The sequence below is a fragment of the Citrobacter sp. Cpo221 genome, assembly GCF_030332345.1.
Classification (GTDB): domain Bacteria; phylum Pseudomonadota; class Gammaproteobacteria; order Enterobacterales; family Enterobacteriaceae; genus Citrobacter; species Citrobacter portucalensis.
In genome coordinates this window covers 212008-226093 of the sequence record NZ_JAOWIA010000029.1, presented here as the reverse complement: position 1 = coordinate 226093, position 14086 = coordinate 212008, and the positions used below count along the sequence as shown (strand labels likewise).

The window sequence follows — 14086 nt, the reverse complement described above, 5'->3', positions numbered from 1 at the left end:
TCCATCGACTTCGTTCTGAACAACTTGATTAGGTAGAGTTAATTCGTTAATTGGCAATAGTGCACCACATTAAAAGCTTTTTAATGCATCCGGCCTAACGGTTCAAAAATGCCTAGATGTGCGTCGATGCTCAGCGAGCATGGAATGCAGCTTGCCGCCGGGCCGGGATTGAGGATTTTCGCTTCCACGGCCTGAGGCACACATGGGCCAGTTGGCTGATTCTGTCCGGAGTACCGCTTTCTGTTCTGAAGGAAATGGGTAAGTTACTGAAATATAATGGTACGCCCTGTAGGATTCGAACCTACGACCTACGGCTTAGAAGGCCGTTGCTCTATCCAACTGAGCTAAGGGCGCATTGCGAAGTGATTACTTCATGCAGATGAAACGCGTGAATTATACGGTCAGCGCCTGCTGAGTCAATGCCTTTTGTTTCAGTTGCTGGCGAAGTGAACGAATGTTGATTTTTTCTGCTTGTTCAAGGGTATCCAGGAAATCGCCTGGTAACAACTCAGCCCACGAAACGCCAGATTTAGGGATACATGTATTTAGAATATTTATGATTTTGCTTAACATTCCCTTACCCCTCCAGCGGTTCAGGAACTCTTTAATGTTAAGTATCGCCATCAAGGAAGAAAACAGTCACTTCGAACATGGACTAAAAATTATCATCTCCCATTTGGCAAATCAGTGGCATCAGGAGATTTGCTTTTTGCCTGTCGAGGATATCGATCGCGCTGACATCGCGTTTATTTCCCTGGATGAAGATTGGCTCAGCGCCGATTGCTATCAGATTCCGGTCCATACCCGCCGCCAACACCGGGTTGTCATCTGCAACAGAAACGATAAAGATAAGCTGATGTTCCGGCCCTGCCTGTACATGTTGCCACTGATCTATCGGGAAGATGACGTTGAGGAAATGACTAAAAAATTAGTCCTCATCCTGCAAAAACGTGCGCTGCGCAACAACGTGCCCGCAACTATCTGCCATTACTGCACCACTCGCAACTTTTCTATCGAAGAACGTCAGTTCTTAATGTTTCTCGCCAGCGGCTATACCTTAGCCGAAACGGCTCACCTGCTCTCGGTAAGCGAAATTCAGGCCAAAGCCACCCGTCGCAGCATTATGAAAAAGCTGCATGTGAAAAACGATCAGCAATTCTTAAGATACATCCGGGCGCATCTGAACTTTCTACAAAATTAGGTGGCATCTCTCTGCCTGATTTTTTATTGAGAAAAATCTCATCACCAATTAAGTATCGACACCTACTGTACCTGGCTTCAGGCTGCCAGAATAATCCTGGCTTACTATTTCCGGGGTAACAGAAAGACACACCCGGTAATATTTTATCTAATCCCATAGAGAGGTTGAACTGGATAAAACGACTTTTTGGGCATTGAGTAAGACATCAGAAAACTTCCGGCAGATTATTCTGATGGGATACGCAATTGCCAGTCTGATGATTGCTGAAGCATTGAAACCCAACAGCACAAGGAAACTCGCCTTTACGCTGGAGAAAACTTGGGTCAGGGATGTTTATAGTCGGCAATTTATCCAGACCTGCCGCAACAGAAATGGAATGGAAAAGGATGCACAGCGCAAAACGCCGGGATCGACATCGCCGTATACGAAACACTAACTGTACCTGGCAATATCCTCACTACACATCACAGGTATTTGACCAACTTGAGTATCTGACGCAAAAACTCGAATACACATTACCGAGTGACACTATATCTCAGGCGATTATTACGACAGATTACTATCTGGCCTATGCGCTGGGTCGACATTTATTTTCAGGAGCACGTACCGCGATCTTCCAGACCATTGAATCGGCCAAAGTCAGCCTGCGAGAGTCGGTAATTAGTCAGTTAGTGGTTGATATGGAAGGTTTAACAATCTCTTATTTTGATGTTCTGGAGTATCTGCGCCAGCTAATTAAACCGCGGAATAACATCCAAATCTTCATATTGCTTTCCCGCCACGATGAAGACCTAATCCCTTTTATTTCTCTGTCCGGTCCATTTTATATCTTGTCACGTAGCCTGCGCCTCCCGGAGATGCGCCGCGCTTTCTTGTCGCCAGTCCTTAGCTATATTCACTCCAGGCACATAAACCAGCTCGATTGGGAGATGGTGGAATTACTTTTACAAGGTAACTCGTTAAAAGAGATTGCTTTGTTACAAGCTCGCCCCTACCACCGTATCATCTATCGCCTGAACCAGCTGATTGCGCGTCTGGGCTTAGCAAACCGGCAGCGTTTTTTGCACCTGATACATCGCCTCAGCGTTACCTCTGCTCATTTAATTTAACACCCTAACCCTATGTGCCATAAGATTTTTTAGGAAATTACTTATTTTTATATGAGATAAAAGATCTAAATTTCACAACTATTTAATATTTACAACTATTCCTGGTATTATGCTAACTTCCACCACCCCAGTAAACCATACTGATTCTGTGCATATCAGCACAAATAGCGTCATTCCCACCTTAACAAATCCTAAACAATTAGTTTATTGTATTGTTTTTACCATTTAAAATTTTTTTTCAGTCTGCCATAATTCAAACAGCAGTAAAATAATGCCAATAGTCATTAACACATCTGGATCTTTTAGAACATCCTAACTGACATTAACAACCTGAATGTTGTAAGCCTTTTCCGAAAGAACAGAGCAGGTATAATCCCCATAGTTTTCTGATTAATTGTTAGTTTTCCCAGTGTGAAATGGATTTTCCACAAATTCATTGTTCTGTAGAAGAGCAACCGAATAAACAAGGATGAAATAATATTTATTCGACTCTCCCTCAGAACAACCCTTGGCTATTTGACAATATTATAACGCCTGATGTTTTATAAAATTATCAAGATACGCATACAGTTTGAGGCATACAACAATGAAACCAGCATCCGTTATCATTATGGACGAACACCCTATTGTCAGAATGTCGATAGAAGTACTACTTGAAAAAAACAGTAATATCCAGGTTGTGTTGAAGACCGATGACAGCCGTACGGCAATAGAGCACCTGCGCACTTACCCTGTCGATCTTGTCATTCTGGATATTGAACTACCTGGTTCAGATGGATTTACATTACTCAAGAGAATAAAGTCTCTGCAGGAGAATACTCGGGTGCTGTTTCTCTCCTCCAAATCGGAGTCCTTTTATGCCGGGCGTGCTATCCGGGCCGGTGCAAATGGTTTTGTCAGTAAACGAAAGGATTTGAATGATATCTACAATGCGGTAAAAATGATTTTATCGGGATATTCTTTTTTCCCTTCAGACACCCTAAACTTCATTAACAATATAAATATGAAAAAAGGTGTATTGAATGACATGCCGCTCTCTAATCGCGAAGTTACGGTTTTGCGTTATCTGGCAAATGGCCTCTCTAATAAGGAAATTGCTGAGCAGCTGTTACTCAGCAATAAAACGATTAGTGCTCACAAAGCTAACATCTACGCCAAACTCGGCTTACATACTATCGTTGAGCTGATCGATTACGCAAAAATGCATGAATTAATGTAATAGCACTCCCGGCGAGATGTCGTTCGGGAGCGTTTTATCCAGGCATTGATTAGTTATAGTTAATCATAAATGTGGCATCGGCCCTGGCGAGGCCTGGCTGAACCCCGTCTGCTAACGCGATATAGTTGGCGAAAAAGGTCAACGTGGCATTACCGTTTTCATCAATCCCTACGGTTTGGCTGGCCTGTTCGAGCGGTAATCGCGTACGGTCACTGTCATGAAGTTCAATCGCCACCTTTTGCGCCATCACCGCATCGTCAAGTGCGAGCAACGTCGTGCCTGGGGCCGGAGTACCCGAAAACGTTATCGAGGCGGATCCTGGCGGGCAGCCTTCCAGCTTCAGCGTAAACGCGACTGGTTGGGTAGTATCCCCGCTGGTCTGTAACTGCTTTGTTGGCCAGGAGCCCAATTCAACCGACTTATTGCTGTCACTGGCAATCACCGCACAGGTAAAGTCCACCACGTTTCCGCGCAGTTCAATATTGATTTCGCCCAGCGATGAGGCCGCATGGCACAACGAGCTGAATGTCAGTATGGGCAGCATCACCAAAAGCGCCCATGAAGTTGGCGTTTGCTTGTTAGTCATAATCTACTCGCAGATAGCCACGGGCAGTAAAAGGCCCTTCGGTAGGTTTATTCCCTGTCACGCTGACCGGCCATGTCCGAATACTCACGTTTGCCGCGGCGTTATCATCCAGTTGAAATGGGATCGTGCTGGACAGATTATTGGGCGTCAGCGGTCTACCGGTTTTGTCGGCGACAATGAACCCTAAGTCAGGATTGTCCGATACCATCATTTGCCCGGAGGCTTTCTCGGCCTCTACCCGCATGGTTAAGTAGGCTTGTGCAGCGACGTTGGTGCATTTTATCGCCACCGTTTTGGTCTGCGGATTAATGCCTTCGGGACGGTTTCCTGCCCCCGCCTTGCTGAACAACGATGCGCCAATATCGCCAAAATCAAACTCGACAATCTGCCCTGCGTTCACCTCACAGTTTTGTGGAACCTCCACCTTACCGCTGTAGCTGATGGTATAAACCGGCGTGCTTAGCGCATCTCCAGTACTGGTCGTGACATAGACTCTGAACATGGTCTGGCGCGGGATCGGCACCATGTTAATAAACGAGCGAATCACTTTTAATTTAAACACCAGCTTTGAATCCATTACGCCAAAAGGCTGCTGCTTAGGTACGTTGGGGTGAGTTCCCATACGGATATAATTACGCGGGGGATAAAACAACCCAGCAGAGCTATCGGTGATGCTCATGGCCCCCAGCAGGTAGTCATTGAGTTTCAGGTACTGAAAACCATTTTCTGTACTTTGCACAGGGAGTTCCGTAACGTAGCTTCGATAGGTGTAATTCACCGTCGTCCCGGCCGGACAGGTAGCATTAACGCCAATCCAGCCCGATTTTTCCGGTAACGTCACCACCTGTCCCGGCCGGTTATTGCTGCTGTTAAAGACGTTCGACAGATCGTAAAAAACATCCGTTGGTGTGCCATTCGAGTTTTGGCAGACTGTCGCCCATGACGAATGGGCCATCAGCAGTAAAGCGCATCCCAGTAACAAACCCGTTTGTCGTTTCATCGTATTATTCCTGTCGTGCCGTTGGAGATTCGCACGTAACGTTCGTGAGCGTCACCGCCTGTTTCAGACTCTCCTCAGGCAAGGCATAGTGCGCCACGCAGCGAGCGTTAGCGCTTTCCCCCCATTGGATCAGTAATTCACCTTTTAGCGGCAAGCCGCTCAGGTAGATTTGCCCGTCTTCGCCCACCATACTGGTCACGCCGCTGGCGTTTTCACGCACAACGGAGCCAAATGGCACAGGTTTACCTGCATATTTCGCGGTTATCAGCGCCCGCACACCGATACGTGTATCAAACGCCGCTCGCACTAATGCCCCTTGCGTTGGCACGACGCTGCTAACGTTATTTTCCACATCGGTATTGTTGTTCATTGAATTGGTATCTAATGCGACGCGGTTATAGCGATAAACGGTGGCATACGGCATCACCGCGTATCCACGCCAGTCGGTTTGCACGCCGGTCTGGTTTTCTACTCGTACGCCCTGCGCGCCAGGCGCTTTAACCAGCACGTTGGTGTCCCCCAGCGGCTGACTGAGCGTAATACCGTCCGCATGCCCCACCACGCCGCCGGAAAGCTGCCAGTTGTAGTCATGCTGATCGCGATCGTAGTTGTATCCCACGCCCAGCGTGCCATAGGCCGCCTGCCAGTTGGCGCTGGCGTTTCCGCTGTAGCCGTTGGTGCTGCTGTGCCCCTGATTCACGCTGTAGCTCAGGTTGCGCCCATCCAGTAACGTCCCGCCGATCCCGCTCTGCCAGCTGTTTTGTCCGTTGCTGTTGCGGTTGGCATTAAAGGTGGCGTAGGTGCGATCGAGCGCGTTATCACGCGAGTAGCGCCGTCCGCTTAGCAGGCTGAACGGCACTGACATATTGAATGCCAGAATACGGTCGGTGTCGGAGATGCCTACCGATTCATTCCACGACCAGGAGAGTGAATAGCTAATCCCCTGCCAGCCGCTGGCATAGCCCACCTGATACCAGGTATTGGTGTCTGAGGTATTCCAGTACGTTTGCTGACTCCCCGAAACATACAGCGAGCCGTAGTCTCCCAGGTTCTGCGAAATGTTAATCTGAAAGCGGCCCTTTTTGCTGTAACTCAGATTGTGATAGCTCTTCACATCGGGCACGTCGTGGCGATTACCTTCGCTGTCGTATTCATACTCATAGCCTTCCATGCTGCGATACGCGACGTCATCAAGGGTATAGAAGCCGCGCGTTGAGTAGCGATATCCCAACAGCTGGAAGTTTGTGCCAAAGTTGTTCAGCGATTTTGCATACAGAAAACGCAAAGACTGCCCCTGATGCGTACTGTCATCCGCCAGCTGACTGCGCGCATGGGTTAAATCCACAGAAACCGCCCCCCAGTCCCCCAGGTTTCGGCCAGTGCCTAAAACTACCGCGGTGTAACGTGAGGCCAGCTGCGTACCGCCATAAGCGGTGTAGCCTTCTGGTAACCCGGCAATTAATGTTCCCTGGAAAAAGAACGGTGAAGATTGCTGGCTATTGCCGCTGCGAAAATCCCCGGCAACCACGTCGTATTTGAAACGCCCTTCTCGTTGTAACAAGGGAACCGTGGAGTACGGCACCGTATAGCGCTGCTGGCTGCCGTCCTTTTCGTCCACTGTCACCTCAAGGTCACCGCTGGATGACGTCGGGTTGAGATCGGTTATCGAAAAAGCGCCCGGTGAAACATAGCTTTGATAAATCACATAGCCATTCTGACGAATGGTCAGTTTCGCTGCGGTGCGCGCAATACCGCGAACGGTAGGCGCGTAGCCCTGTAAGCTGTCGGGATACATACTGTCTGAGGAATAGAGCCGCGCCCCGCGAAACCCGACGCTGTCAAAAACGTCGTTGCCGGTGTTGCTGTCGCCCATCACCAGTTCACCCTTCAGCGGGATAATCGCGCGCTGAAGCCATGTACCGATATTTTTCCAGCTTTGTGAGTGGTATCCGTCACCTTTGGAATAGCTCCATGCGCCGTTATTTCTCAAGCGCCAGGGGCCATAGTTCAGGCCACTGAGCATACTTAAGAAATAGCTGTCAGTGTCACTGCCGCGGCTGCCGGTAAAGCTGTAGTTGACCAGCGCAGCCGGGATCCCTTCATCCCACTCTTCCGGCGGAATATAGCCACGCGCGCTGTTTAACATTGACGCCTGAGGCAGGCTGACGTTTAAGCGCAGGGTAGAAAAATCAAATGCAATCTCGCTGCCTGGAATCGCCTCAGGTAGATTGATGCAGGTATCGTTCGCATCCTTACTGAGTGCCGGAAATGCGGTGATATTGACACCAAGGCGCTTCACCCAGTCGAGTCCAAAACATGGCATCAGCCCACAGGACTTCTCCCCGGCTTTTCCCGCGCTGGTCGTAAAACGTATATCCTGAGTGGCAACAAACTCATCGTTGCGCCAGATATCCACACGATAAACGCCTTCAGGCTGGTGATTGCCTTTTTCAAAACGTGATAAATCCGCCACGGTTGCCGTATCCGCGGATAAAAAGGCCGGATTAAAATAGCTTTCCCCATGGCTTAAAGAGGGAAAGAGCGCCGCCAGCGTGGACAACGCCACCCCCGCCAGCGGTGGCGTAACCCCCGGTAACAGGCCAGGAAAATACGTTGTCTTATTCATCGTTATCTCAACGCACGCTAACCGTTTGGGCCGGAGTCACAGCGCCATAATCATTGACCGTCTGGAACGTGACGTTGCCCTGAACGCCCGTTGGTAGCAGGACCTGCGCATCACTTTTCGGCGCGACCATCACGTTATCAACCTTCGTTTTCCCCACGTTGAGATTGACCAGGGTGACGTAATACGCTGACGGATTGTTGATTTTCAGGTGGTTGCCGGTACGGGAGAATTTCAGCATCCCAGGCGCATCTTCCGGAATTTGCGGCAGATTATTCGGACGGACAAAAAGCTTGATGCGGGACAGAATCGCCAGTTGCAGAACGTTTTTACCCTCGAGGCTGTTTTTATTGACTGACGGAATGGCTTTCACGTTCATCCAGAACAGCGACTCACGATCTTTAGGCAGCGGAACACCTGCATAGATGATACGCAGCGTGTTTTCGCTTTTGGGCTCGCTGACAAACAACGGAGGCGTAACCACAAACGATTTTTCTTTAACGCCTGCGCTATTCTCGATCCATGAATTTACCAGGTAACGTTCTTTGGTATCACTATTGCTAATAGACAGGGATGTTTGTTTGGCATCCGCTGGATAAATAACGCGGGTAGCGCCTAATGCAATCCCTCCGGCAGCCTGAACACTGGCAACAGGAAATAAGACCAGTAAAAGGATAAAACCTGATTTTAGATAATTAAACATAGCTAAAAATACCTTTGGTGTGATTATCGTTGGGAAATAAATCAGGGATAAACCAACGTAAACCACACGTCTGAACGAAGCGTTCCCGGCGTTATATTTTCCGAGACAGCCCGATAACGAGCAGTGAAATGAAACGTCATCTCTTGCGTTATAATCGGCGCATAATGAAGCGGCAGCGCATTCGGAATAATTTGCCGTTGGCGCTCATCAAATAACGCCAGACCGATCCCTGAAGCCGCAGACGCATCGCCACTGGCAAGAAAAACCTGCGGATCTTCCGCTGGCGTCACACCTGCAAACGCAATCCCAACATGGTCATAAACATCGGAGCTGCATGACGTTAAGCGCAGTGAAAACGGCACGCTGGTAGAGGCAAAGCTTCCCGTCCCGGAGAAAGCATTGGTGCGATACTGCCCCATTTGCACCCGCAAATTTTGGCTGTCGGTAGCGACCGTACAGGCACCATTGACGAGCTGCCCCCGTAAGTGAAGGCGGCCACTTTCCAGTATTACCGTATGTGCAAACACAGGCAGTACGCACAGCATTCCCGCCAGCGCTACGCCTTTCCCTATCATCTGCCGCATCCTTCATCATCCCCGGAAATTGCCTCATCCAGTGAGGCGTACTGCATCCTTGCACAAATCAAAACGGCTTATTCGTACTTCATGATGAACGTTGCGTCGGCATTTGCCTGACCCGGCGTAGCGCTGGTGGCTGTGGCTTTGTAACGCGCAGCGAAACGCAGGGTGTTGGTCCCTTCTACCAGCGCCTGAGCGGTAGAGAAGGTGGCTCCATCCGGCTTCAGCGCGGTGGACGTATTGTCCAGAATTTCAATCCCGACACCGCTGGCAGTGGTACCGTTGTCTGCAGAAGTGACGGCCAGCAGGTTGTTGTTGGTGATGTCGGATTGACCAGAGAAAGCCACGGCTGCGGTTGCGGCAACTTTCGGGTCACAGTCGTTCAGCACGATTGAGAACGGAATTTGCGCCGTTGTATCGCCAACTGCGGTAAAACTGGCGGTACGATACTGGCCTAAGGTGACAACCTGATCGGATGACTGAGTACTGACTGCACAGGCTGCATTGACCAGTTCACCTTCAAAATGCACAGTACCGCCGCTAACGCTTACCGGATCGGCTGCAACCGCTGCACCTGCAACTAACATCAGGCTGGCAATAACAGAAGAGGTCATTAATTTACGTTTCATGGATTTCCCTTGAATTACACACATCCGGCTCCGGCGTCCTGCGGGATCCGTTTGAATCATTATCGACATTAAATGTCAGGCTAATTATCTCTGCATCCTGTAAAGATATATATCGCAAGAGAATTAGCTAACCTTTTACCCCAACTCTCCTGAGTATTTGATTCACTAATTAATCTTCGCGAATATGACTATTCGTCACAGGGTTAAATTAAACATTTCAATTAATGAAAAATACCTGCAAATCCTTTTATTGACCCTGGCCAATTCTTATTGTGACCTAAGAAAAATCTGGGTGAATATTACTTAAATCCTTCCATAAAGGTACGTAACAGACTGGTTTATGGCGCATTACCCCTGAAAACACCAGGGTGATGAATTGTTTCATTCACGTTAATTTTAATTCGCATGCTCATTAATTATTCGGGGGACTTCAGCCTCTGAACTGACCCCGTTCGCGGACCGCGGTGATCCCTATCGCACGTAAAAACGCAAACGAAAACTGACAGCACGCCCCGCTTCTGACAAAATAGTGGCATCCCCTTCGGTTTAACGTAACAGACGGAATTCTCTCTCTGATGGCAGCAAAGATTATTGACGGTAAAACGATTGCGCAGCAGGTGCGCTCTGAGGTTGCTCAAAAAGTTCAGGCGCGTTTAGCGGCTGGATTACGCGCCCCAGGCCTGGCTGTTGTGCTGGTAGGTAGCAACCCGGCTTCGCAGATTTATGTTGCGAGTAAACGCAAAGCCTGTGACGAAGTGGGGTTTGTCTCCCGCTCCTATGACCTGCCTGAAACCACCAGCGAGGCGGAGCTTCTTGAGCTGATCGATACGCTCAATGCAGATACCACCATCGACGGTATCCTGGTACAGCTGCCGTTGCCGGCGGGTATCGACAACGTGAAAGTGCTGGAACGTATTGCACCAGATAAAGACGTTGACGGTTTCCACCCGTATAACGTCGGTCGTCTGTGCCAGCGCGCGCCGCGCCTGCGCCCATGTACTCCGCGCGGTATTGTTACCCTGCTTGAGCGTTACAACATCGATACCTACGGTCTGAATGCCGTGGTCATTGGCGCCTCGAATATTGTCGGTCGCCCAATGAGTATGGAGCTACTGCTGGCTGGCTGCACCACCACCGTCACCCACCGATTCACCAAAGATCTGCGCCGCCACGTAGAAAATGCTGACCTGCTGATTGTTGCCGTCGGTAAACCGGGCTTTATTCCTGGTGAGTGGATCAAAGAAGGTGCGATTGTGATTGATGTCGGCATCAACCGTCTGGAGAATGGTAAGGTTGTTGGCGATGTGGTCTTTGACGATGCGGCCGCACGAGCGTCATATATCACGCCGGTCCCCGGCGGCGTAGGCCCAATGACGGTCGCCACACTTATCGAAAACACGCTGCAGGCGTGTGTTGAATATCATGATGTAAAGGACGTTTAAGATGGCCACATTTTCACTGGGTAAACACCCACATGTTGAACTCTGCGATTTGCTGAAGCTGGAAGGCTGGAGCGAAAGCGGCGCCCAGGCAAAAATTGCTATTGGCGAAGGGTTAGTGAAGGTCGATGGCGTTGTTGAAACGCGTAAACGCTGCAAAATCGTTGCCGGACAGACCGTCAGCTTTGAAGGCCACAGCATTAACGTCGTGGCGTGACCCTAAGTGCCGGATGAGGTTAACACCGTATCCGGCCACTTCCCCCTCTCGTTTTCAGATAATGACTTCATCCCCACTTCACAGTGAACTGATAGCATGTTGTTTTTCAACACGAAGCGATCATCATGCCCACTATCGTTACCCACGCGGCCGTTCCGCTCTGTTTAGGCTTAGGTCTCGGACTTAAAGTCATCCCCCCACGATTACTGTTTGCTGGCGTCGTTCTGGCCATGCTGCCAGATGCCGACGTGTTGTCATTTAAGTTCGGCGTCGCCTACGGCAATGTGTTTGGCCACCGGGGATTTACCCACTCACTGCTGTTCGCCTTCGTGGTACCGCTGCTCTGCGTCTTGATTGGCCGACGATGGTTTAAGGCGGGATTGATTCGCTGCTGGCTATTCCTGACAGTTTCACTGCTGTCCCACAGTCTGCTGGATTCTGTCACCACCGGCGGCAAAGGCGTCGGCTGGCTGTGGCCGTGGTCGGATGAACGCTTCTTCGCGCCATGGCAGGTGATTAAAGTCGCCCCGTTTGCGTTATCACGCTACGCCACGCCGTACGGGCACCAGGTGATCATGTCGGAGTTGATGTGGGTATGGCTGCCGGGAATCGTAATGATGGGTGTGCTGTGGTGGTATCGGAAACATTAATCTGCCGGATGCGACGCGATGCGTCTTATCCGGCCTACACGGCCCGGTAAGCGTAAGCGCCACCGGGCATTACAGAGTTACTTACGACGCCAGGTGGTACCCTGCGGGCCGTCTTCCAGCACGATGCCCATCTCGTTGAGACGGTCACGCGCGGCGTCAGCAGCCGCCCAGTTTTTCGCCTTACGTGCATCCAGACGCTGTTGGATTAACGCTTCAATTTCAGCAACTTCACCGTCATCCGCCTGCGCACCGCTTTGCAGGAACGCTTCTGGATCCTGTTCCAACAGACCCAGTACGCTGGACAGCTTACGCAGATGCGCAGCCATGCCGTTAGCCGCCGCCATATCTTCACCCTTCAGACGGTTAACCTCACGCGCCATATCAAACAGCACGGAGTAGGCTTCCGGGGTGTTGAAGTCGTCGTCCATCGCTTCAATAAAGCGCGCTTCAAAGGCTTCGCCACCGGCTGGCGCAACGGATTTGTCGGTGCCACGCAGCGCGGTATACAGACGCTCCAGCGCAGAACGCGCCTGCTTGAGGTTCTCTTCGCTGTAGTTTAACTGGCTACGGTAATGCCCAGACATCAGGAAGTAGCGAATGGTTTCGGCGTCGTAGTATTTCAGCACATCGCGAACGGTAAAGAAGTTGCCCAGCGATTTGGACATTTTCTCGCGGTCAACCATCACCATCCCTGAGTGCATCCAGTAATTAACGTACTCACCGTCATGCGCACAGGTGGACTGAGCGATTTCGTTTTCATGGTGCGGGAACATCAGGTCCGAACCGCCGCCGTGAATATCAAAATGGTTACCCAACTGCTTGCAATTCATCGCCGAACATTCGATGTGCCAGCCCGGACGGCCTGCGCCCCACGGAGACGGCCAGCTCGGCTCGCCTTCTTTGGACATTTTCCACAGCACGAAGTCCATCGGGTTGCGCTTCACATCTACCACGTCAACGCGCGCGCCTGCCTGCAGCTGATCCAGATCCTGGCGCGACAGCTGGCCGTAGTTCGGGTCAGTCGGCACGTCGAACATCACGTCGCCGTTATCAGCAACGTAAGCGTGACCTTTGGCAATCAGCTGTTCAGTGATTTCGATAATTTCAGCAATATGGTGCGTAGCACGCGGCTCCAGATCCGGGCGCAGAATATTCAGCGCATCGAAATCGCTGTGCATTTCCGCGATCATTCTGTCGACCAACGCCACAAAGCTTTCGCCGTTTTCATTCGCGCGCTTGATGATTTTGTCATCAATATCGGTAATGTTGCGCACATACTTCAGCTTATAGCCGAGGAAGCGCAGATAGCGCGCGACGACGTCGAAAGAAACGAAGGTACGTCCGTGGCCAATATGACAGAGATCGTAAACGGTAATACCACACACGTACATGCCGACTTCCCCGGCATGAATAGGTTTGAATTCCTCTTTTTGGCGCGTCAGTGTATTAAAGATTTTTAACATCGAAGATTCCGTGTAGACGTGTGTGGATAGTAAAGTCTGTATAATACCCATAATTTAGACCGGAAGCAGCACACTTTGCGAGGTGATCGCAGCTTGCGGTTATGCTATAACACACCCCTAACTCTGACCCTTGACGGGGTCGAAGCACCAATCTATCGGAACAGGATGCAAAAATGGTTACTTTCCACACTAATCACGGCGATATCGTAATCAAAACGTTTGATGATAAAGCGCCTGAAACAGTTAAAAACTTCCTGGACTACTGCCGCGAAGGTTTTTACAACAACACCATTTTCCACCGTGTTATTAACGGTTTCATGATCCAGGGCGGCGGTTTCGAGCCAGGCATGAAGCAAAAAGCCACGAAAGAAGCGATCAAAAACGAAGCGAACAACGGTCTGAAAAACACCCGTGGTACGCTGGCGATGGCGCGTACTCAGGCTCCGCACTCCGCAACCGCACAGTTCTTCATCAACGTTGCAGACAACGACTTCCTGAACTTCTCCGGCGAAAGCATGCAAGGTTGGGGTTACTGCGTGTTCGCTGAAGTTGTTGAAGGCATGGACGTGGTTGATAAAATCAAAGGCGTTTCCACTGGTCGCAGCGGTATGCATCAGGATGTGCCAAAAGAAGACGTTATCATCGAAAACGTGACCGTCAGCGAGTAAT

General features: G+C 50.2%; 15 protein-coding genes, 1 tRNA gene and 1 pseudogene. 8 read left to right on the top strand and 9 right to left on the bottom strand.

The genetic code is table 11. The features are described 5' to 3' along the window. Positions 1-116 precede the first annotated feature (116 nt). Positions 117-248 (top strand): annotated as a pseudogene (locus OGY72_RS24750) (tyrosine-type recombinase/integrase); the annotation flags it as partial. Positions 249-277: 29 nt separating this feature from the next. On the opposite strand, the gene OGY72_RS02280 reads toward OGY72_RS24750, so the two are convergent. Both OGY72_RS02280 and OGY72_RS02275 read right to left on the bottom strand, forming a co-directional pair. Continuing rightward, positions 278-354: transfer RNA gene (locus OGY72_RS02280), tRNA-Arg, on the bottom strand. A 39-nt stretch (positions 355-393) separates the two neighbouring features. Beyond that, positions 394-573: a hypothetical protein gene (locus OGY72_RS02275; protein WP_003831122.1), complete on the bottom strand. Its 180-nt coding sequence runs from the start codon at positions 571-573 to the stop codon at positions 394-396. A gap of 34 nt (positions 574-607) precedes the next feature. Here OGY72_RS02275 and fimW point away from each other — a divergent pair, with 34 nt between their 5' ends. The 3 genes from fimW to fimZ all read left to right on the top strand — a co-directional run bounded on the left by fimW (position 608) and on the right by fimZ (position 3529). After that, positions 608-1201: a fimbria biosynthesis transcriptional regulator FimW gene (gene fimW / locus OGY72_RS02270; RefSeq protein WP_008784010.1), complete on the top strand. Its 594-nt coding sequence runs from the start codon at positions 608-610 to the stop codon at positions 1199-1201. 386 nt (positions 1202-1587) lie between these two features. Continuing rightward, on the top strand, positions 1588-2310 hold the full coding sequence (fimY, locus tag OGY72_RS02265; RefSeq protein WP_148362308.1) for a fimbria biosynthesis regulator FimY: 723 nt from the start codon (positions 1588-1590) through the stop codon (positions 2308-2310). A gap of 586 nt (positions 2311-2896) precedes the next feature. After that, positions 2897-3529 (top strand): fimbria biosynthesis transcriptional regulator FimZ, encoded by a 633-nt coding sequence (gene fimZ / locus OGY72_RS02260; RefSeq protein ID WP_003831119.1) that lies wholly within the window; start codon positions 2897-2899, stop codon positions 3527-3529. Between the two features lie 49 nt (positions 3530-3578). Here the strand turns inward: fimZ and sfmF are convergent, their stop codons facing one another. The 6 genes from sfmF to fimA all read right to left on the bottom strand — a co-directional run bounded on the left by sfmF (position 3579) and on the right by fimA (position 9648). After that, on the bottom strand, positions 3579-4073 hold the full coding sequence (gene sfmF / locus OGY72_RS02255; protein ID WP_286546990.1) for a fimbria assembly protein: 495 nt from the start codon (positions 4071-4073) through the stop codon (positions 3579-3581). Positions 4074-4107: 34 nt separating this feature from the next. After that, positions 4108-5115 carry a type 1 fimbria D-mannose specific adhesin FimH gene (gene fimH, locus OGY72_RS02250; RefSeq protein WP_407599170.1) on the bottom strand — a complete coding sequence of 336 codons (1008 nt, stop codon included), beginning with the start codon at positions 5113-5115 and terminating at the stop codon, positions 4108-4110. A 4-nt stretch (positions 5116-5119) separates the two neighbouring features. Further along, positions 5120-7741 (bottom strand): fimbrial biogenesis usher protein, encoded by a 2622-nt coding sequence (locus OGY72_RS02245; protein ID WP_286546545.1) that lies wholly within the window; start codon positions 7739-7741, stop codon positions 5120-5122. A 7-nt stretch (positions 7742-7748) separates the two neighbouring features. Beyond that, entirely contained in the window at positions 7749-8441 is a 693-nt protein-coding gene (gene fimC / locus OGY72_RS02240) for a type 1 fimbria chaperone FimC (RefSeq protein ID WP_279275086.1), read from the bottom strand. A 41-nt stretch (positions 8442-8482) separates the two neighbouring features. Further along, on the bottom strand, positions 8483-9016 hold the full coding sequence (gene fimI / locus OGY72_RS02235) for a type 1 fimbrial protein subunit FimI (protein ID WP_032942585.1): 534 nt from the start codon (positions 9014-9016) through the stop codon (positions 8483-8485). A gap of 77 nt (positions 9017-9093) precedes the next feature. Beyond that, complete coding sequence (fimA, locus tag OGY72_RS02230; RefSeq protein ID WP_126318952.1) at positions 9094-9648, bottom strand: type 1 fimbrial major subunit FimA; 555 nt, start codon at positions 9646-9648, stop codon at positions 9094-9096. 575 nt (positions 9649-10223) lie between these two features. Here fimA and folD point away from each other — a divergent pair. The 3 genes from folD (at position 10224) to OGY72_RS02215 (ending at position 11954) form a co-directional block, all read left to right on the top strand. Beyond that, positions 10224-11090, top strand: coding sequence for a bifunctional methylenetetrahydrofolate dehydrogenase/methenyltetrahydrofolate cyclohydrolase FolD (gene folD, locus OGY72_RS02225; protein ID WP_003831112.1), 867 nt, complete (start codon positions 10224-10226; stop codon positions 11088-11090). Position 11091: 1 nt separating this feature from the next. Further along, the gene (ybcJ, locus tag OGY72_RS02220; RefSeq protein WP_003831111.1) at positions 11092-11304 is read left to right on the top strand and encodes a ribosome-associated protein YbcJ; all 213 of its coding nucleotides are present in this window, start codon (positions 11092-11094) and stop codon (positions 11302-11304) included. A 125-nt stretch (positions 11305-11429) separates the two neighbouring features. Continuing rightward, positions 11430-11954 carry a metal-dependent hydrolase gene (locus OGY72_RS02215; protein ID WP_003831110.1) on the top strand — a complete coding sequence of 175 codons (525 nt, stop codon included), beginning with the start codon at positions 11430-11432 and terminating at the stop codon, positions 11952-11954. Positions 11955-12031: 77 nt separating this feature from the next. On the opposite strand, the gene cysS is transcribed toward OGY72_RS02215, so the two are convergent. Next, positions 12032-13417: a cysteine--tRNA ligase gene (gene cysS, locus OGY72_RS02210; RefSeq protein WP_286546538.1), complete on the bottom strand. Its 1386-nt coding sequence runs from the start codon at positions 13415-13417 to the stop codon at positions 12032-12034. A 173-nt stretch (positions 13418-13590) separates the two neighbouring features. Between cysS and ppiB the strand changes: the two genes are divergently transcribed. Beyond that, positions 13591-14085 (top strand): peptidylprolyl isomerase B, encoded by a 495-nt coding sequence (gene ppiB / locus OGY72_RS02205; RefSeq protein ID WP_003021875.1) that lies wholly within the window; start codon positions 13591-13593, stop codon positions 14083-14085. Position 14086: the final 1 nt, after the last annotated feature.

What these genes read in the sequence shown, in the direction of transcription:
- sfmF (WP_286546990.1), bottom strand. Translation starts at nt 4,073, where the DNA reads ATGCTGCCCATACTGACATTCAGCTCGTTGTGCCATGCGGCCTCATCG.
- OGY72_RS02275 (WP_003831122.1), bottom strand. Translation starts at nt 573, where the DNA reads ATGTTAAGCAAAATCATAAATATTCTAAATACATGTATCCCTAAATCT.
- OGY72_RS02245 (WP_286546545.1), bottom strand. Translation starts at nt 7,741, where the DNA reads ATGAATAAGACAACGTATTTTCCTGGCCTGTTACCGGGGGTTACGCCA.
- fimC (WP_279275086.1), bottom strand. Translation starts at nt 8,441, where the DNA reads ATGTTTAATTATCTAAAATCAGGTTTTATCCTTTTACTGGTCTTATTT.
- folD (WP_003831112.1), top strand. Translation starts at nt 10,224, where the DNA reads ATGGCAGCAAAGATTATTGACGGTAAAACGATTGCGCAGCAGGTGCGC.
- fimW (WP_008784010.1), top strand. Translation starts at nt 608, where the DNA reads ATGTTAAGTATCGCCATCAAGGAAGAAAACAGTCACTTCGAACATGGA.
- fimZ (WP_003831119.1), top strand. Translation starts at nt 2,897, where the DNA reads ATGAAACCAGCATCCGTTATCATTATGGACGAACACCCTATTGTCAGA.
- fimY (WP_148362308.1), top strand. Translation starts at nt 1,588, where the DNA reads ATGCACAGCGCAAAACGCCGGGATCGACATCGCCGTATACGAAACACT.
- ppiB (WP_003021875.1), top strand. Translation starts at nt 13,591, where the DNA reads ATGGTTACTTTCCACACTAATCACGGCGATATCGTAATCAAAACGTTT.
- fimH (WP_407599170.1), bottom strand. Translation starts at nt 5,115, where the DNA reads ATGAAACGACAAACGGGTTTGTTACTGGGATGCGCTTTACTGCTGATG.
- fimA (WP_126318952.1), bottom strand. Translation starts at nt 9,648, where the DNA reads ATGAAACGTAAATTAATGACCTCTTCTGTTATTGCCAGCCTGATGTTA.
- ybcJ (WP_003831111.1), top strand. Translation starts at nt 11,092, where the DNA reads ATGGCCACATTTTCACTGGGTAAACACCCACATGTTGAACTCTGCGAT.
- fimI (WP_032942585.1), bottom strand. Translation starts at nt 9,016, where the DNA reads ATGATAGGGAAAGGCGTAGCGCTGGCGGGAATGCTGTGCGTACTGCCT.
- cysS (WP_286546538.1), bottom strand. Translation starts at nt 13,417, where the DNA reads ATGTTAAAAATCTTTAATACACTGACGCGCCAAAAAGAGGAATTCAAA.
- OGY72_RS02215 (WP_003831110.1), top strand. Translation starts at nt 11,430, where the DNA reads ATGCCCACTATCGTTACCCACGCGGCCGTTCCGCTCTGTTTAGGCTTA.